General features: G+C 32.7%; 15 protein-coding genes. All 15 read right to left on the bottom strand.

Annotated elements, in window-relative coordinates; translation table 11 throughout:
- Nucleotides 1-552: 552 nt before the first annotated feature.
- Nucleotides 553-1,824, bottom strand: a complete 1,272-nt coding sequence (locus tag A0O21_RS08975; protein WP_067064429.1) for a YqiA/YcfP family alpha/beta fold hydrolase — start codon at nucleotides 1,822-1,824, stop codon at nucleotides 553-555.
- 70 nt (nucleotides 1,825-1,894) lie between these two features.
- Complete coding sequence (locus tag A0O21_RS08980; RefSeq protein ID WP_067064431.1) at nucleotides 1,895-2,221, bottom strand: DUF2568 domain-containing protein; 327 nt, start codon at nucleotides 2,219-2,221, stop codon at nucleotides 1,895-1,897.
- A gap of 359 nt (nucleotides 2,222-2,580) precedes the next feature.
- A complete protein-coding gene (gene metK / locus A0O21_RS08985; protein WP_067064433.1) occupies nucleotides 2,581-3,774 on the bottom strand; it encodes a methionine adenosyltransferase in 1,194 nt (397 codons plus the stop codon).
- A 105-nt stretch (nucleotides 3,775-3,879) separates the two neighbouring features.
- A complete protein-coding gene (locus A0O21_RS08990; RefSeq protein WP_067064435.1) occupies nucleotides 3,880-4,590 on the bottom strand; it encodes a thioesterase II family protein in 711 nt (236 codons plus the stop codon).
- Nucleotides 4,591-4,701: 111 nt separating this feature from the next.
- On the bottom strand, nucleotides 4,702-5,382 hold the full coding sequence (locus A0O21_RS08995; protein WP_067064437.1) for a 4'-phosphopantetheinyl transferase family protein: 681 nt from the start codon (nucleotides 5,380-5,382) through the stop codon (nucleotides 4,702-4,704).
- A complete protein-coding gene (locus tag A0O21_RS09000; protein ID WP_067064439.1) occupies nucleotides 5,379-7,094 on the bottom strand; it encodes an FtsX-like permease family protein in 1,716 nt (571 codons plus the stop codon). Before A0O21_RS09000 ends, A0O21_RS08995 begins: the two co-directional genes overlap by 4 nt.
- Nucleotides 7,091-7,792 carry an ABC transporter ATP-binding protein gene (locus A0O21_RS09005; protein ID WP_067064441.1) on the bottom strand — a complete coding sequence of 234 codons (702 nt, stop codon included), beginning with the start codon at nucleotides 7,790-7,792 and terminating at the stop codon, nucleotides 7,091-7,093. Before A0O21_RS09005 ends, A0O21_RS09000 begins: the two co-directional genes overlap by 4 nt.
- Before the next feature lie 2 nt (nucleotides 7,793-7,794).
- A complete protein-coding gene (locus tag A0O21_RS09010) occupies nucleotides 7,795-9,450 on the bottom strand; it encodes an AMP-binding protein (RefSeq protein WP_067064443.1) in 1,656 nt (551 codons plus the stop codon).
- A 17-nt stretch (nucleotides 9,451-9,467) separates the two neighbouring features.
- Complete coding sequence (locus tag A0O21_RS09015) at nucleotides 9,468-10,442, bottom strand: ABC transporter permease (RefSeq protein ID WP_067064445.1); 975 nt, start codon at nucleotides 10,440-10,442, stop codon at nucleotides 9,468-9,470.
- A 38-nt stretch (nucleotides 10,443-10,480) separates the two neighbouring features.
- Nucleotides 10,481-11,227, bottom strand: coding sequence for an ABC transporter permease (locus tag A0O21_RS09020; RefSeq protein ID WP_227806868.1), 747 nt, complete (start codon nucleotides 11,225-11,227; stop codon nucleotides 10,481-10,483).
- An 8-nt stretch (nucleotides 11,228-11,235) separates the two neighbouring features.
- Nucleotides 11,236-12,180 (bottom strand): ABC transporter ATP-binding protein, encoded by a 945-nt coding sequence (locus tag A0O21_RS09025; RefSeq protein WP_067064447.1) that lies wholly within the window; start codon nucleotides 12,178-12,180, stop codon nucleotides 11,236-11,238.
- Between the two features lie 23 nt (nucleotides 12,181-12,203).
- The gene (locus tag A0O21_RS09030) at nucleotides 12,204-13,400 is read right to left on the bottom strand and encodes an MFS transporter (RefSeq protein WP_067064449.1); all 1,197 of its coding nucleotides are present in this window, start codon (nucleotides 13,398-13,400) and stop codon (nucleotides 12,204-12,206) included.
- 7 nt (nucleotides 13,401-13,407) lie between these two features.
- Entirely contained in the window at nucleotides 13,408-14,199 is a 792-nt protein-coding gene (locus A0O21_RS09035) for a class I SAM-dependent methyltransferase (protein ID WP_067064451.1), read from the bottom strand.
- 61 nt (nucleotides 14,200-14,260) lie between these two features.
- On the bottom strand, nucleotides 14,261-18,451 hold the full coding sequence (locus tag A0O21_RS09040; protein ID WP_067064453.1) for a non-ribosomal peptide synthetase family protein: 4,191 nt from the start codon (nucleotides 18,449-18,451) through the stop codon (nucleotides 14,261-14,263).
- 18 nt (nucleotides 18,452-18,469) lie between these two features.
- Nucleotides 18,470-20,503, bottom strand: a complete 2,034-nt coding sequence (locus A0O21_RS09045; RefSeq protein WP_067064456.1) for a type I polyketide synthase — start codon at nucleotides 20,501-20,503, stop codon at nucleotides 18,470-18,472.
- Nucleotides 20,504-20,518: the final 15 nt, after the last annotated feature.

Genomic DNA, 20,518 nt, shown 5'->3' on the forward strand with positions numbered 1-20,518 from the left:
AAAGTCGTATTTTAGGATTAAATCTTATGACAGCAAACACAGACTAGCACTCAGGGCAAATATCCCCTAAGTCTTCACTCAACCCGTTAACAGACTTTTCTCCATTTTTTAACCTTAAAAAGCAAACAGCCTAAAGGCTGCTTGCTTTTTGCAAGTCTGAAACTTTAGAGAGATTTTGAGGTATTTATTGGGATAGATCAGGAAAGTAATTCATCGCCTTATAATCACTAATTTTTACAAACCTATCGCATCCAAATCATTAAGTATAAGATTGTTATTTTTTGTTTTTATGTTTATGTGATTTTTTACGTCAATCGTCACTGGATGCAGAAACCGCACCTAAAGTCGCAGTGATAATAAGAAGTCACATTGTAAAAGACATATGACTCTCTCCTCTCTGTTTTTTTTATTTTATCTACTTGTTTCTGATAACTTCATACGAAACAAGTCACTATTTTTTGGATACATCTATCAACTGTGCTATACTGTACAGTCACTTGATAAACATTGCATCTCAGGTCAGATCACAATAATAATTAATCATTTTCTCTGTTAAACACTAACCCATGTTTTTATGCTGGCAATCTGTTTAGCATCGTTAGCAATACTTTTTAAATCGTGTTTACCAGAATTAGGGATAATATATTCTTTGCCCAGATAAACAGCACCTAAAGGCCGCATAGCATTATTTAGCCAATCCTTTTGAGTCGTGATTCTAATTACTTTCCCCGTAAAGGTCTTCAGTTCATTTTTGATATCACTAATGGTCTGTTTTGCTTCTGCCTTATTTGAAGGTAAATCGAATCGCTTCTGCAGAGAATCATAAATTTTATTACCTAGATAGGCAATAGCTGGAATGTAGAGCGGAGCAGCATTGTAAACAACCGTCTCAGAGGCATTCTTTTTCAAAGCAACACGCTGAGCAATATTACCTCCTAGGGAATGCCCCGTAATGACAATAATTTCAGCACCATATTGATTAGCAATTTTATCATAAAAATCATAGGCCGGCTGATAGTGTTGTCCTCGAGCTAGGCCAATCCCCATAAGATCTGCTCCCAATGCATCCTGAAGATCATTGCCATCAATGTTAGTACCAGTATAAGCAATAAGGACTTTATCAGTGAATACGTCTTTAAAAGCTGTCCCACTGGTTCCCGTTTTTTCATCATAAAAATCACTGAGATAAATCAAATGAGGAGGAATAACTTGCCCATTTTTTTGAATCTCTTCTAAAATGGTATCATCCGTTGCCCCTTTTAAACGAGCCTTTTCAAATGCATAAGTTAAAGCAGCAGCATCAAGAGTGGAGATGCTGGAGGGCTGCTCAGCTAAAACCTCCTTAATATCAGTCCTTTTCTCCTCTAAGTCTGAATCTTTTTCGTTAAAAACAGCTGCTTCATCCGGTAATTCTTCCTGACTCGAATCTCCCTTCGGCTCAATTTCTTCATTAACTGGGGCAGCTCCTGCTTCTGATGTATCAAGAACTGTGTTACTCGAAGCAAATTCTTCTGTCTGCTCATTCCTTTCAGATGCTTCTTCTGGATTGCTAGTGGAAACCACGGAATGTGCAGGAGAAATGGGTTCACTGTTTTCGTCTGCACTAGAATCCGGCAATCCTTCTTCCGTATTGTCTTGAATAATTGGCATTTCCTCAACTGCCGCTCTGTCGTAATCAACCGTTTGTGTGTCTGCAGAAAACAGGCTATCATCTGCATTTGCAGTTGTCAGCCCTAGGGTTAACAGAGTACAAACAGCTGCAGCTGTCATAGAAATTTTCCAAAAAAACTTTTGCATTTTGCCTTGTTTACAATAACTCTTCATATAAATTCTCCATTTAATTTATTTTGTAATCCCCTTAACTTATGGCTATTTATCAGCTCAGAAATAAAAATTAATTTAAGCCTAAGGCATACAAGCCTATAAGGTCAATAACCACAATTGCTGTATAAAACCAAGCAATATTTTTCCCGTATAGAACAAAAGCACCGACAGCGCCAGAGCCAAAAACTGACAGTCCCAGTCCTAATCTAGGTAATCCTGTCAACACATCTGGTGACTTTGGAGCCCCATAACGGCTCCAAATAACAGCAATTACAATTCCTAAAACAGAAAAAATAAATTTGACACCCCAAACTTTTTTGGTGAAAAGTCCGCCAACCAAGCCTAGTATTGTTACAACTTCTAAAATAAAACGCGCACTAATAATGCTACTTACCATATTTCTCCTTTTAAATAATTGATTTAAAAATTATTCTAATTTACATCTTAGTTTAATTTTGTTATGGAAGCAGAATGTCTAATACGACTTTCACGGCTGGGATAGATATAATTAATAGCTTGATTCACAGCAGTTAGAATCTCTCCAAAGTCAGCTCTATAAATATAAACAAATCGTACACTAATATTTACACTATGTACTACTTAATCTTATTTATAGTAGGCATGAGATAGCTTGCGAATATACTGACAAAAAGTATATTCAGTCAAGTTAGATACAGATACCTAAAATTTAGTAGAAAAACTCACCTATATATGCCATAATAGTTTTATATCAACTAATGTTACAAATAAAAAGCATTAGGTTTGCAGAAATATCTTTAATTCATTGACTTTATCCAACTTTTCCCACGGAAGTTCTATGTCTAGCCGCCCCATATGTCCATAAGTGGCAATTTGCCGATAAATAGGTTGCTTCAGATTAAGCATTTTGATAATCCCTGCTGGACGCAAGTCAAAAATCTGACGCACAGCTTCTTCTAGCCGGCTTTCAGCTACCTCTCCAGTTCCAAAAGTATCCACACGAACAGAAACAGGCTGAGCCACACCAATAGCATAAGCCAACTGTACTTCTGCCTTCTTGGCAAGACCCGCAGCCACAATATTTTTAGCGATGTAGCGCGCCGCATAAGAGGCTGAACGATCAACTTTCGTAGCATCCTTTCCGGAAAAGGCTCCGCCGCCGTGACGGGCATAGCCGCCATAAGTATCCACGATAATCTTACGCCCTGTCAAACCAGAATCCCCTTGAGGACCCCCGATCACAAAACGACCTGTCGGATTGATGAGATACTTGGTTTTATCATCAAGATATTCAGCGGGGATAACAGCCTTAATAACCTTGTCAATGGCATCTCTGTGAATGTCTTCATTGCTCGCTTCTGGATCATGCTGCGTAGAGATAACAACAGTGTCCACACGGACAGGTTTGTTATTTTCATCATACTCAACTGTCACCTGACTCTTGGCATCAGGCCGCAGATAGGCAATTTCACCTGACTTTCTCAGTTCTGCTAATTTTCTAACCAAGCGATGCGCCAAAGAAATCGGCAGAGGCATGAGTTCCGGTGTCTCATCAACGGCAAAACCGAACATGAGCCCTTGGTCTCCAGCACCAATCAAATCAAGTGAGTCTTGCTCATCATGACCACGTACCTCAAGCGCTTCATTGACTCCCTGAGCAATGTCCGGAGACTGTTCTACCAATGACGGATGCACTCCAACTGTTTCAGCTGAAAAGCCATAATCGGTATCTGTATAACCAATCTCAGCAATGGTATCACGAACTATACGATTAATGTCCACATAAGCTTTGGTAGAAATTTCACCAAAAACATGAACCGACCCTGTATAAACAACCGTTTCAGCAGCCACATGGGCATCAGGGTCCTGTGCTAAGATAGCATCTAAAATAGCGTCTGAAATCTGATCGGCAATCTTATCGGGATGTCCTTCAGATACTGATTCAGACGTGAAAAGTTTACGTTCTGACATAAAAATGTCCCCCTTTTAAGAATTTCTAATTAGTCAACTTCTTAAACTCAAAGAAATAAATTAACAATTTGAAATATAATTAATTGATTTTCATATCTTATATCATCAGACTAATTCATATAATTTTTTTATCGTTTGGCTCATATAATCACTAACTTCTTGAAATTTATTAAAAATATAAAAATGTTTACCATCATATTTTACATAATCACAATTTCCCAAAGTAAGTTCTTTCCAATCGTAGAAGCCCCTATCTAACAATGGATCTAGCTCTCCACCTAGAACAGAAATATTAACTTTAATTTTTTCTCTACCCATTAGTGGCTCATATTTCTCCATTATTGTATAATCAGACCGTAGTATAGGCAAAAATAATTTTCTTAATTTTTTAACTTCAAAAATTTTTTTAGTTGCTTCATGATTTTTTATAATATACCCAATAAACTCATCATCATCTAAGTTAATAACACTTAATTCTTGTTTGGTAAAAGGTGAACGATTACCTGAGAAGAATATGTGAATTGGAAAAGGCGCCTCTTCTTCAAGAATACGATAGTATAATTCATAAGTTAACCAACTTCCCATACTATGACCAAATAGGATATAAGGTCCCTCATGAATAATTTCTTTTACTTGTTCATATATATCATCTACAGCCTCAGCAAAAGAATAATATAATTGTTCATGAACTCTTTTTCCCCTTCCAGATAATTCAACAAAGTGAAAATTAAATAGCTCTTTATTATATTTTTTAAACTTATAATATGTTGAAGCCATTCCTCCTGCATGAGGAATTACAATAACATTTATTTTCATTAAATTTCCCTCCTGAAATATTTTAATGACTCCTTAGGTTCTCATAAAATAGTAAGATTCCCAATTCTTTCTAAGTAAAGGTATAAAAAATTATTTATAATCATTAAATTCTTATTGCCAAAAACTCAGTATTTCATCTAAATCAATTTGTTTTATCTTTTTGCTGACTATATCGGACTCACAACACAATGCATACCAATGTTCCGCATCAAGTTTTTTGCTAAAAAATGAAAGATTTGTGTCTTGCTGTTTCTCTTTTAATAATTCTAGTGAATTAATGTCAATAGAAAAACTATCAAATGGACATTTCAATCCCGTCCCAATAAACTTAACAAAGCTTTCTTTAAGGGTCCATAATTTAAAGAAAGAAGTTTGCTTATCTTGAGGAGGTAAAGTATCAAGGTGCATTCTTTCAGTTGAAGAAAACGATTTATATATATCCTCATATTCTAACAACCGTATTAGTTCGACATCAACTCCAAGTTGCGAGTCCCCAATAGCACAGACAATCCACTTACCAGAATGAGAAATATTAAAATGTAAATTGCTTTCCATAAGAAATGGTTTGCCATGTTTAGAATGATTAAATAAAATCTTCTCTTCTTTCATTCCATAATCTTTTATCAAAGCATAGCGTACTAATGCTTCAGCAAGTAGACATCGTTCTCTATCTTTTTGATGAATAAAACGATTTGCTTTTAAACAACGCTTTTCAGAAACTATAGTCATCAATTTCTCTATTTGATTAGAAGATAAAAATTTATTTATTTTAATGGAATATTGGTAGATCATCTATATTGCCCTAAATCAATTCTATTAAATGTATTTTTTAGTTTAACATCAAAAATTTTAATAACCACTAAATATAAAAATACTAAAATGACTAATGCATATAAGAATACATATATATTACTGTTAAATGGCATATAATCTCCCGTCTCTAAAGACAGCATCCGAAGAATCTGCTGACTAGTTAGCATACTTGGAATAATCATAACAACAAAAGTAAAAAGAATAAGTGGTAAGTAAATATTAATCAACATGTTCTTAATCTCTTTATGTAAATATCCTAATTTACGTAAGTAAATAAAATTATTTATATTGTCCTGAAAATTGAGCAACAAGACTAGAAAAATTAAAAGAACACTAAAAACACAGGCTAAAACTTGATTTATTATCGCACTCATTCTATTGGACACATTATTATTTTGCAGTTCCTTTTTATAACTACTATATGTTTTAATATGCTCTTTTGATAATGTGTCATTAAGCTTATTACACCATAAACCATTATAAGTATTAGTAGGATTACCAATCAATTTGTTAAAATAAGTACGTTTAATATAAATACTACTTGTATTTCCATTATCCGCAATTGCTTTAACAATTAAATAGTTTTTGAAATTCTTATATTTTATTAAGACTTTATCTCCTGGTTTAATGTTATAAATCTCAGCAATTCGCGGATTAATAGCTAATTCACCATTATTTAGTTGGATTTTTTTCCGCTTATTTACCAGATGAAAATGATCTCCATCGTTATCCATTGCCACCAAATTCTGCTGTCCTATATTTTTACTAGTAGTGGCCAACTCTACTTTTTTCTCTAAAAAATACTGATTGCCGTTTTCTTTTGGAGCAGAATTTACTTTTACAGTTGAGAGGGCAACTTCATATTTGTAATGACGAAAAGCGGTTTGTGACTGATAAACTTTTGAACTACTCATATTGAGCGATATACTTATCACTATCAAGACTAGATATATGTATACAGAAACTAGAATGAGAAAAATATTAAACGGCTTTCTCAAAGCTAACTTACTTGAAAAAGAATATTTAGATGGTAAAATCTTAGCAACTTTTTCAAATAAATGCATCATTCTTAAGTTCTTACTACTTTCTCCCTGCCCCGCAAGTAAGTTAGAAATCTCTACACGACGATACACCCCAGATGCTAAATATGTCATAATACAGAACAAAATTGTCGGAATTACTATGCCAATAGCAAAACTAGATGCTGAGAGACCTCTTACAACATTATTCACATTGTAAGACACTTGATAAGTATTAAGCAATATATACGAATAATAATAACCAACCACTAATCCCAGTAACAAAAAAACAAGACTAATGATCGAAGTAATTACAATATAAATACCTGTAATTTGTCTCTTGGTAAAACCCAAAGCACGATAACAACCAAGGTTCTTTCGATTTAAATCAAAATATTTTTTATAAAACATATAAAAAATAAAACAAGAAACTAATGTTAAACATATAAGAAACGTTAAAGCCAATATTTTATTTGAATTAAGACCAATTAATAACTCATTTTGTCCATTATTTAATTGAGTTTTAGTAGAGAGCCAAGTTAAATTACCATCAATGGAACATTCCACAAAGAAATACATAAATGAAGTCAGGAAAGCAAGGATAGACAAAATCAAAACATTTAATTTGTTTCTCCTAAAATATCCTAACGATTGTTTGCAAATACTTCTCATAGATTAATCCCCCAATTTATTTCTGATGGTAAAAGTGGAGACTCATTCTGCTTATCCTGAACGACTAATCCGTTTCCAACTGTTATAATTCTATTCGCTGTCAAAGATATTTTAAGATTATGTGTTGCAAAAATAACAGTTATGCCATAAGTTTTAACAACATCATGTAACATCTCTATAACCTGTTTGCTATTTTCTTCATCCAATGCCCCTGTCGCTTCATCACAAAAGAGCAGAGCAGGTTTTTTTATAATTGCACGCGCAATTGCTGTGCGCTGTTTTTGACCTCCTGATAATTCATCAGGGTATTTATCTAATAAATTAATAATTCCTAATTTATTTGCTATATCATCAAGATTTAAGTTGTTTTTACTCATCCCAAGCTCAATATTTTCCTGAACAGTTAACTCTGGCAAAAGCATGTAATCCTGATAAATATTGCTAATCGTATTTCTACGTAGGGAAGCTAATTGCTTTTCTTTAAAATTATTAATATTTTGGTTATTAATTAAAATTGTCCCTGAAGTTGGCTTTAGTAATCCAGACATGATATTTAATAAAGTAGATTTTCCTGAACCACTTTGACCAAGTAATACATTAAATGTACCAGCTTCAAAACTTAAATTAATTCCTTTTAAAACATGATCACGATCATTATAGTTTTTTACAACTTCACTTACTTCAATTATAGCTTTCATTGCTAATTACCTTTCACATTTGTTGTGTTATATTCTAAATATAATTTTTTACAACTTTGTCTTTGAATTTTGCCACTACCTGTACGTGGTAAAGCTTCTTCCCGATAAAGTACGATATCATATGGAATAATCTTACAATTCATTGCTACTATATTTTTAATCATAGATGCTAATTCTTCATGAACATCTGTAACATTATCACTTAATTCTGCCATAATAGTAAGCTCTTCTGTGTTATTAATATCTATAGCAAAAGCAATAGCGTTTTTTAACTTATTATCTGTATTTTTCAAGATAATCTCTTCAATATCTTGCGAATAAAAGTTTTTCCCTCTTATAATAACCATATCCTTTTTTCGTCCTACGACATAAAGGAAACCATTATGCAGAAAGCCTAAATCACCTGTGGCAAAATATGGTTGGTCTTCATTTGGGAGGAAATTATTAAAACTAGTTTCTTCATCAAGATTCCAATATCCTTGTGTAACACTTTGACCAGAAATCCAAATTTCTCCAATCTCATCTTCAGTAAGTAAATGATTATCCTCTAATCCAACAATTTTGACTTCAACACCTTCACAGATAGCACCACAAGAGACAATATCTAATCCCTCATCACTGAACTCGATAATGTTATTTCTCAATTTTTCACCATCTATAGTTACATGCTGATAACCTTTTTCAGGATAGTGCGCCGAAACAATTAAAGTATTTTCTGCCAGTCCATATGCAGGATTAAATGATTGAGGATTTAGTTTATATTTTTTCATTTTTTCTGCCAATGCATGTAATGTGCTATACCTAACAAGTTCAGAGCCATTAATTGTCAGTCTAACTGATGATAAATCGATGTCTTTCATTTCTTCAGCGGGAATATTAGAACACATCTCATAGGCAAAATTGGGAGCAATCAGTATTGTACCGTGATAAATACTGATTGCATTTAGCCATGAAATAGGTGATTTCATAAAACCTTCCGCAGAAGTAAAATAGTTTGAAGAGGCATTAAAAATAGTATTGATTGCTGAGCCAATAAGTCCCATATCAAAATAAAACGGTAACCATGTAGTAAAGATATCTTTATCACTAAAAGTAAAGTGATTTTTCATTATTAAGCAATTTGCATAAATATTGTTATATGTAACCTTAACACCTTTAGCTTGACTTGTAGAACCAGAAGTATACTGTAAGTAAGCTATTTGTTCATCGCAAATTTCTGCTTCAACAAAACTTGATTTAACAAAATCATCTATATAACAAATCATTAAATCTTCAACTAAATCGCCGAACCAATACTCGAGATTAGTGCAATATTTTGTAGAGGTAATAATATATTGAGCATCGCTATTCTCAATAATTTGTTTTACCATTTCAGCTTTACTTTGATCATCAACTACATACATTGGAATACAAATTGTTTGCGTAAATAAACATGCAAAATATGCAGTCAGGTAATCCACTCCCGAAGGTAATAAAATAAGTGCACGTTCACCTTTGCTATCAAGACTTTGGAGATAACCTCCAAAGTCTTTTACTCTAGAATCAAATTCACTATATGTTACAGAATCTATAACATCATATCCTTCATAATAGGTATAAAGTTTTCTGCCTCTATTTTCGGATATATTTTTTTTTAAAATATCAATAAATTTTGCCATGCTTTCACCCCCTTATTTTAACTACTATATTGATTCGACCTATTGTAGAGTCCTACTGCCATTAGCATTGAAACGGTAAACATAATTAAAATTAATAAGAAGTTTCCTCCTACAATATCGCCGTGATGAAAAATTTCGTTAACCCAATTAAAGCTGATTTTCTGAGGCATACACTGACTGATAGCTTCCAAAATTTTATTATGAAAATTACCAAACATCCCTGACAATAATACAGTAAAGCATGCAACAATATTACCAACCATAATAGCAGAACCATTATCCTTGACAAGTGTACAAATCAAAACTGCGAGTGCTGAAAATAGTCCTGTAACTATAAAACTGATTAAAATAACTTTCAAATCCTCTGTCATGGAAGATCCAAAAAATAATCGATTACAAATGACATTAACAAGACCAAAAGGGATAAATAAAGCTGCCCAATTAAATAACAGATGAGAACTCAAGTATTGACTGTTCTTTATACCGATTACCCGCAATCTTTTGGAAGTTTCATTAATTCTATCATTGACAAACAACCTCATATTAAGAACCGCTTGAACCAGAAGAATACTCATTGATAAATAAAAAGCATTTGGAAATTTCTCTGAATTATTTTTTTCTTCATTAGAACGATACTTTTGTTTTGTGATAAGTTGAAGTTCCCGCCTATATTGTGATCCTTTATATGATATAACTGTTACTTTCCCGTTTTGTTTTTTAATGACACCACTGTAATTTCTCATGTAAATATCTTGTTTTTCTGGGATAACTTTTAACTTATCGTAAGAAATCTGATTTTTATCAAGATATTGAGTAAATGCTTCGCTTCCCCCAATCACAGCAATCTTTTCAGTTGTATTATTAGGTAAGTTTGTCGCATAAAAAGCTGCAACAACGACTAATGGCATAATAATTACCGAAAATATTACTCCCATATTATCGCTAAAATTGCGAGTAATATTGATTTGAAAACATTTAAATATTTTTCTCATAATTTTTCCTTTTAAAACTTAACTGTCAGATAAATAACTCAGTGTATAAAAAGCTGAATTTTAAACATTTTCCGAGCCGCAAATAAAAGTAGTACTGCCAAAAGTAAAGAAAATACCCAAACAATTAGTTGCCCTTTTATACTGTGGCCATACACATAACTACCTATACCATAGTTAATCCACTTTACAATTGAGAAATTAGATAAAAAGATACCTATCTTCCCAAGGTAAGTTATTGGAAAAAAGATTCCACCAAATATACAAAGAATAATCTGAACAACACCTAAAATATTATTACATGCAGATTCATCTTTAAAGCCTATACAAAGGGCAGCTCCCAAACAACTTGAGAAAAATCCAAGTATCATATACGTGATATAAACCATCAATGGATTGGTACCAAAATTGACATGATAAATTCCCATTAACAAAAGCATGTAAACTCCGATTGAAATAGCATTAGCCAATGTTAAAGCAATTATTTTTGATATATAAATATAGTTTTCATCTTCTAAGCTATAGGCAATTCTCATATTAGGAAGCTTAACATTTTCTTCCATAATCATATTAGATACCATAGTTCCCATTGTTAATTGAAAGTAAATTATAATAGTCAAACCATAGTAATCAAAAGATGATATCCCCCCTGAAAAATTAGCAGTAGTTAAGTACCCCAATAATGCAAATATTAAGAATGGAAATACAAAAAGGTAGACTAAAATAACTGGTTTTTTTGCAATATTATAACTTATGTCAAATTTAATTAGATTCCATTTTTTCATCATAAAATTACCTAATCTCTCAATTTTGTTCCAGTTAATTCTAAGAAGATATCTTCTAAGTTTACATTTAAAGAATTAATAGATGATATAGAAGAGTTACTTTGACTAAATGTGCTTGTTATATCATTAAGAACTTTATCATTTGCCTCAGTATTAATGCTGATTTTAATAAGGTTTCCATCAATTGACACAGAGTCTACACCTGCTATTGTTAGGATTTTTTCTTTCAAATTTTGATCAAACTTATCTGCTCTGATGGACACAATAGATTGTTTAGAATAATTTTCACGAATATTGTCAAGCGTATCATCAACTAATTTTTGACCGTGATCAACAATAATAACATCCTCAGCTATTGCTTCAATCTCTTCCATATAATGCGTCGTATAGATAACAGATACACCTTGATCTCGAAGTTTCTTTATTGCTTCAAGTATAAAATTTCGTGATTGCGGATCAATGCCTACTGTAGGTTCATCAAGAATTATTAATTCCGGTGAATTGACAAGACTACAGGCGATATTAAGTCGGCGCTTCATACCACCTGAAAAAGTTTTCGCCTTTTTGTCTTTAACATTCTCCAAATTGACAAAATTGAGAGCATAAATACAGACTTCTTCAATTTTATCTTTAGATACTCCATATAGCTCTGCAAAAAATTTTAAATTTTGATAAGCTGTTAGGTCCTCATAAATTGCTAGACTTTGTGGTACTACTCCAATTTCATTTTTAAATTTTTTTCGACATTTTTCTACATCAACTTCTTTATAATATATGTGACCTGCATCTTGATGTATTAGTGAACTAATCATGTTGATGGTTGTACTTTTCCCTGCTCCATTCGGTCCAAGAAATCCTAAAATATGCCCTTTTTTTAGACTAAAGCTTAAGTTATTTACCACAGCAACCCCATCATAAGTTTTTGTGATATTGTCTATTCGCATAATATTTTCCACTTAAAATCTCCAAACATTTTTCTTCACTGATATTTTTTTACATCCTCGGTTAATTGGTTTCTAGAATTAAAGATAGTAGTTACGATAATTTTTCCCAAAACTCCAGTTATAGTCAAAGCATAACCAACCCATGAATACAAAGTCGCAATTCCAATTTTAGTTACTATGAATCCACTGCTAAGTGCTCCTAAAGAATATGAGATGACTAGTATGATGCCTATAATTGAAAAAAGTGTCAGCATTTTTTTACGATTGGATATACTCTTAATAATATTTTCCTGAGTTGTCATAATCATCTGCCAACTAAGCCCACCAATTAAAAACATAGAAAATATAAGCAAAAGAGGTATTGTTTGATGACTTGCAAAATATGAGCCCGCAAAAATCATTAAAATTCCCATAACAAGAAAACCAATATATAAAAATGATTCTCTTACAAAATATTTTTCAAAATAAGATGAGATTAAAAATACTCCAATGCCTGAAATCCCAATACATAAGCCAAAGGAAACAGCAGAAACATTTGCTATAAGATGAAAAACTGTTACTAGTTGTGCATCAATCATTTGAATAGTAATAGAGATAATAAAAGCCATTAGCAAAAAAACATGAAAGACTCCAGCATTTTTCTCATATATGTTACTTGTAATATATTTTGACTCTGTTTTTTCAAGTTCAATATTCGTTACTGGACTTTCAATTGCTAAAACGGTAAGGATACTTAGAAAAAGCAAAGCTACGTTCAATAGCATAATATTTTTGAAGTTGAGGAATTCTACTATAATCCCACCAACAATAGGTCCAATAAAACGCATGAATTTAAAAATCTTTTCGCTTACATCTGCACCTTTTAATGAGGTAACTTCGAAAATTTTATCTTTAGAGATACTAATACTAGAGAAACATGCAGCAATTAAAAAAATATAGATATAAATAATATTGTGATTCAAATTTGCCGTATACAATAGTACATAAAGAACAATATCGATAATCAAAGTAATCAGCATGACAATTTTAGAATATATCGCTTTTACTAACATCATCATAAGAGCATTAAACAAGGCCATTGCTCCTGAAAAGCTAAATGACATTAACCCCAATTTAATCGGTAATAAATTTTGAGAAAAGCCAATCTTCCAAAAACAGCAAACCAATGTTATCCAAATAGAAAGCGAACTTAGTAATTGAATTGTATAAAGGCGAGTATTTTTATTTGTCATATCTTCCTCACTTTGTACCAACAATGAAGAAAAGAACGAGTAATGCAAAAGGATAATCCGATTTCAAGAATTTATCAGCAGCAATTTTCACTTTGTCAATATCATCTTGATTTAACAAATCATTCTCAATCATTGTTCCCATTTCTTCATAATCAACTTGTGGAAGAAAAGTATTAATACCAACTTCATCACTATTAACTGGGATCAAATCAAGCTCAACTGCGCTAAAGTTTGCATTTTTCAACATTCTCCATAATTTTCTACCAATGTAGCGATCTCCTCCTTCTAATACTTGTTCTTGGATGTGTTGTCCATATACGTATGACAATTCAGGAACCTCTGGGTCAATAATCCCAAATAAACCTTCATCAATATCAGTAATTAACATTTTACCGCCTTTCTTCAAGGCCTTATAAACATTTGTTAATGCCTTATCAACGCCATGAACATGTTGTAAAACAAGTCTTGCATAAACAATATCATAGACTTCCTCATCAAGATCAATCTGAGTGATATCACCTTTTAAAATTTCTACACGCTCTTTATAGTCATCTGGAAGTGCTGTTTTACTATACTCAACAAAATCACTATCTAATTCAAGACAGGTAAGTTGAGCATTAGGGAATAATTCACAAAGTTTCTTCGTAATAACCCCTGGACCACTTCCAATTTCTAAAATTCTAAGTTTAGCGTTCGGATCTGTAATATTTTCTCGAATTAACTTAATTTCTCGATTCCAAGTTAATTTTGCTTGAACTTCCATTCTTTGGATTAAACGTGTATATTTTTCTGCTTTCATAGTATTCACCTTTCTTACTTACCTACAATTAATTGTAAGTTCCTTTACTTTTATATTAAAATCAACTGTTAATCATTTTTTGAACAATTCTCTTGATATCAGGAAGTTCTATTCCTGCTTCCCACGCAAGAGCCTGAGTATTACTTAGATCAAGTAAGATACTCTGTCTGTCCAATTCTTTACCAATTCCAACTGCTACCTGTCTTGCTAGAGGATCACCTAAATCGGAATATTCCATACATTTTTCATACCAAATATCCCATGAAACTTTAGCCATATCATTATCTCCAAAAACATCAAATAGCTTTACTGTTACGTTTACATCAGGATTAACTACGTGATATATTTTAGAGTGTTTTTGATAAAGCGAGGCATAAACAATTAAACTGCTTACAGTATCTACTGGTATTCCATTAAAATTCATAGAAATATCTGGATACATTTGTATTTGCTGGCAAAATTCTACCATTTTGTAGAACATGTCTTTGTTCTCTTTTCCTCCATCATTGGAACCCATAATTCGACCTACTCTAAAGATTTCAACGTCGTAATTCCTGTTCATATACTCACGAAGAATCTTTTCTGTTACATATTTAGATTTTGCATAGCCGAGTTTTAAATTATTAACGTCTAACGGTTGTTGTTCTTCGGTAACAAGACCTTTTTTATAATCCTGTTTTGCAAAAATTGAAATTGTTGATACATAGGCCATACTCTTCCTTTTTCCAGATTCCAATAATTTTAGAATTCTCTTAGTACCTTCAACGTTCGCAATTTTTATCTGATCATATGAGAGAGCAAAATTAACATTAGCACCATTGTGACAAATGACATCAATGTTATCACTTAAGAAATCTAACTGTTCTTGAGATAAACCTAAATTATATTTAGTAAGATCACCACAATAAACTTTTAAACGCTTGCTGTCTTCATCTTTCCATATGCCCCAATATTGCATATTCTCTTTGATACGTTTGAAACCTAGATCTAAGTTTTCAGCTCTAACTAAACAATGCATTGTTGCCGCTGGAGCTTTGTCAAGATATTGTCGCAAAAGATAGGCTCCTAAAAATCCAGTTGCACCTGTCATGAAAATGTTTTGATTATCATCATTTCGAGCACGTACTTCATATGGTAAATTTTGAAGCTCATCAAGCTCAGACTGAATTTCAATAAGATTTGATTTTTTAGCCTTATGATCAAGATAGTTCTCCAAAGATAGCGCAATATCTTTAACAATATCTTTGCCAAGGATAAGCTCAAATGGAACTTTTTTCTGTAATTTTTTCTCAAGAGCTATTTTTACATCGTATATGCTTAAAGAAGTACCGCCTAAATCGTAAAAGTTTGCATCTCTGCTGACCTTTGAAATACCTAAAACTTGACCAACAGTCGAACAAACCAATTCTTCATAGAAAGTTTGAGGTTTACTGTACTGCTCAATTTCAAATTCTATAGAGTAAGTCATCAATTTTTTACGATCTGCTTTCCCGTTGACATTTGTTGGAATTTCATCAATAAAACAAAATACTCGAGGAATCATGTAGTCCATCAAATGCTTAGATAAGAACGTTGTGATAGACTTTTTATCTTTCTTACTTGCCTTAACAAAAGCAACCAATACTTGTTGCCCATCAGATTTTTTTCTTACCATAACTATTGCATCATCTACAAAATCCAGTTCTTGAATTTTATTTTCAATTTCTGCAAGTTCAACACGCTGTCCCCGAATTTTGACTTGGAAATCTTTTCTATTGATGTATAGGAAATTCCCATTTTCATCAATTTTGACAATATCCCCTGTTTTATAGAGTCTTTCAAATGGTCTAACACTGGACCATGGACATTCTAAAAAGCTATCTTTGGTCTTTTCTTCATTATTTAAATATCCTTGTGCTAATCCAATTCCAGAAATATACAGTTCCCCTGGTACTTCTGGTGGTTCAAACATTAGCTCATCATTTAATTTATACAACTTCATGTTTGCAATTGGTTTACCGATAGGAATTATAGAATTCTCACTTTGCTTTTTCACTAACCAACATGAAACATCAATAGCAGCTTCTGTCGGACCATATAAATTAACTAATTGAGCATCAAGCTTGGAATAAAAATCAGAACACGTTGTCGCATCTAGTGCTTCTCCACTACAGATAACATATTCCAATGAGTAACACTCAGTACACTTATCTGTACTTAAAAATTTCTTTAACATGGAAGGTACAAAATGGATAGTATTAATACTTTTTGAAATAATAATATCAGCAATATACTCTGGATTTTTATGACCATCAGGTTTAGCAATTACTATAGTCGCTCCTGTAAGCAATGGCCACACCAATTCCCATACAGAAACATCAAATGTATATGAAGTTTTTTGAAGGACTCTTTTATTAGGTTCAAGTGGAAACTGTTTTTGCATCCACAATAAGCGATTTACAATTCCGGCTTGAGTATTAATAACCCCTTTGGGATTACCAGTAGAACCTGAAGTATATATCACATAAGCTTTATCATCTCCATTTATAATCGTATCAGGATTATTAGCTTGGCCAGTTAAATTCTTGAGGCTTATACAAAAAGTTTTAATATCTTTGGGAAGACGAGACGCAAATTTTTCCGAGGTAAGAACAATATGACTCCCCGAATCAGAAACAATAAATTTCATCCGTTCGTCTGGTAATTCAGTATCCAAAGGCAAATACGCACATCCTAGTTTAAGAATCGCATGAATTGCTACCAACATTTCAAAACTTCTATCAAATAAAATAGGAATAATTTGTCCTTTTTTAACCCCTTTTTGCCGCAACTTTTGACATAAAACATTCACTAACCTATTTAATTCTTCATAACTGAGAGAGTCGTCTTCAAAAATCAAGGCAGGTTGTTTTTTATACTTTTGAACAGCCGTTTCAAAAAGTTCTTTTAGAGATTTATCTGAATCTTGAAAATCTACAGTTGTTTCGTTCCAATTTTTTTTCTGAAGTTCAATTTCCGAATCATTTAAAAGACTTATTCGACTCGTAAATTCATTGGGCTGATCTACATATCTATCTAGAAGTTGAAAAAGGTATCGATTGAAATCATCTATTCGAGCTTCACTAAAAAGCTCACACATATATTCCCATTCAAATACATAACAAGCATCTTCAAATGTTACTGATAGGCTCACTTCATACTTACTCTTCCCATTGCTAAGACGTAAATATTTTAAATCATTTCTTTCTTCAATTCCTATGTTAGGACGATTTTGAAAGACAAACATTGTATTACATGGACAATCAATGTCTACATCCGATTTTGAAATCATTCCCATGAAATCTCTGTGTTGTTGTTTTAACCTTTCTTGAACTGATTTTTTCTCAGAAAAATCAAAATCCAAAGGAATAGTATTTGTAAAATAACCACAGATATCCATCGTATTTCTCTTAAAACGATTAGCAACTGGAACAGCAACACTCAATTTCTTCTCACCAGACAAGCGCGAGAATAAAGCACCATAGGCACTGACTAAAAGTGTAAATGGTGTAATCTTTTGCTCCCTACAAAAAGTTTCTATCTTCTTACTTTGCTTACGGCTCATGTGATACAATTTACGATTTCCAATACGTGTATACTTTTGCTTTTGAGCAAAACTGTATGGAAGATTTAATTCTGTAGTATTGTCATTTGTCATTTTCTCCCAAAAATCTCTACGTTTAACATATTTCTCGGTTGTAGATGGAAGAGTCTGTTCATAAGCATAATCATAATATGTATAATCTGGCGGTTTAATTGACGAAGCATTTCCTTTATCTGTATCAAAGTAATATGTAGTAAACTTCTTCATTAAAAGTTGAAATGACCATCCATCACAAATAATATGGTGTAATCTTAAAAACAGTATTGTCTTACCACTACTGAGCAAAAAGACAACTATTTGGAATAATGGACCACCTTCGACTTTAAACGGTTCAGTCTCTAAATTTTTAATCTCTGTTTTTAATTCTTCATCGTTTATATTTTTATATGTTACTGCATAGTCGGTATTATCTGCTGCAAATTGAACAGGAGCAAAATCTTTTTCAACAATTCGACATCTTAAGATAGGTTCTTCTATCAGAATTCTTCTAACTACTTGCTCAAAATGCTTTTTATCTAGTGGCTGCTTTAGTTCAATTCCTTGGAGAACATTATACTCAGTATCATCTGCATGAACTTTAGAATACTTATATAATTTTTGTTGTTGATATGATAATGGATAATATTCCATTTGTCTTATCCTCCTTTCCTAGACAAGTAATTTCTGAATTATACTTGTCATATGATCTACTGTCGGATTTTCAAGCATGTCTTCAACATCTAACTCGATGTTAAAATGCTCTTCAATATCTGCAAGCATTTGATAAGCTATGATAGAATTTCCACCTAGCTCGAAAAAGTCTGTTGAAAAGTCTTCTTCATCTACACCTAGATAATTTGTCCAGACTTCTTTCACATAGTTTTCAAGTTTAACCTCCTCTTGACTGATAACAGTCTCTTCTTTTAAGGATGAAGTCTCTGCTGTCTCAATAATCTCCTCTGACTCTGGTTGCATCCAAAATGATTTATGTTCGAAGAAATAGCCAGGAAGAGGCTGCTTCATTACAGTACTTGGAACAGTCTGTTCAAATTGAATGTCTATACCTTCTTCCCAAGAGTTCTTGATTGCTTTACATATTTGTATAACTTCAGATGTTTCAATACCCATGCGCTTTCCAATATTAAGAATTTCTTGAGTATTATCAACCTGTTCAAAGATGGAAGCATCGTTCTCTACATTATCTTCTTTTAATTTATCCAATAATTCCTTACGATCTTGATAATAAATAAGTGTTCGGCATGAGAACGTCTCGCGTTGGAAATTATAAATAAGATTAAGAACCTGATCATCTACTGCATTTTCCAATAAATATTGATACAAGGTCTTTTTCATCTGTTTTAAAGAATTTTCGGATTTCGCAGATAGTTTAAGAAATTTTACTGTTTTATCTTCTTTTATTTTTGAACACTCAACTGGCTTCCTGTTATATTCTTCTAAGACAACATACGCATTTGAACCACCCATGCCAAGAGAACCAACACATGCTCGTAATGGGTAATCTTTATTCTCCCATTCTTCAAAATCACTTACGAGATTTAGGTTACTGCCTGAAAGTCCAAATTGGTGATTTTCTTGATTATTATATAATGATGGACAAAGATGCTTTTTTTCTAAACACAGTACAGTTTTAACAAGCGATGCTATCCCAGCAGCAGCAAGTGCGTGTCCTATATTACCTTTTACTGACCCAAGCTTAACTTCATTGCCTGAATGTTCAAAAATCCGTTTAAATGAAGCAACTTCAATTTGATCCCCCATACTAGTCCCTGTTCCATGTGCTTCAATATAAGAAATACTTTCTGGAGAAATGTCACCAAAAGCTAAAGCATCTAAAATAACACTGGTTTGTCCAGTTTCGCTTGGAGCAGTATAGGACATCTTTTCAGATCCATCATTATTAATCGCACTTCCACGAATTACCGCATAGATATAATCATTGTTTTCAATTGCATCTTCCAGGCGTCGTAAAACAACGGTTCCTAAGCCCCCACTAAAGATAGTTCCATCTGCATCCTCTGAAAATGGAAGACAGTGGCCAGATTGTGAATAAATTTCATTTTTAACATATCTATAGCCTTTTCCTTGGGCGGCATTAACAGAAACTCCGCCACATAAAGCCATGTCACATTCATAGGTTAATAAGCTACGACAAGCCATGTGAAGCGCTGTTAACGACGAAGAACATGCAGTTTGAACCGTTAAAGATGGCCCCGTTAAATTCATGCTATATGAAATTCGGCTAGAAATATAATCAGGACTGTTACCATGAAAAGCTTGCGACATAACTTTGTCTAAACTAATCCCATTATTTTTTAGGCTAGGGATGACATTATGAACTAAGTATGAACTGATTCCACTACCTATAAAAACTCCGGTTTTCTCTGTTATGTTTTTAGTATTATAACCAGCATTTTCCACAGCTTTCCAAGCTGATTCTAGCATTAGTCTTTGTTGAGGATCCATATATTCAGCATCTCTCTTACTAATGTTGAAGAATTTTGCATCAAACTTATCAATATTATCTAAAGAGAAAGCTTTGTTAACAAAATTTTTATCACCACTATCATCAATAGAGTCTTTGATTACGCATTCTCCATTTTTTAATATTTCCCAATACTCATCAAGATTATTTGCACCCGGAAATTTGCAGTCCATCCCTACGATAGCAATAGCATTTTCCATTCTCATCTCCCTTTC

The sequence above is a fragment of the Streptococcus pantholopis genome (assembly GCF_001642085.1).
GTDB lineage: Bacteria > Bacillota > Bacilli > Lactobacillales > Streptococcaceae > Streptococcus > Streptococcus pantholopis.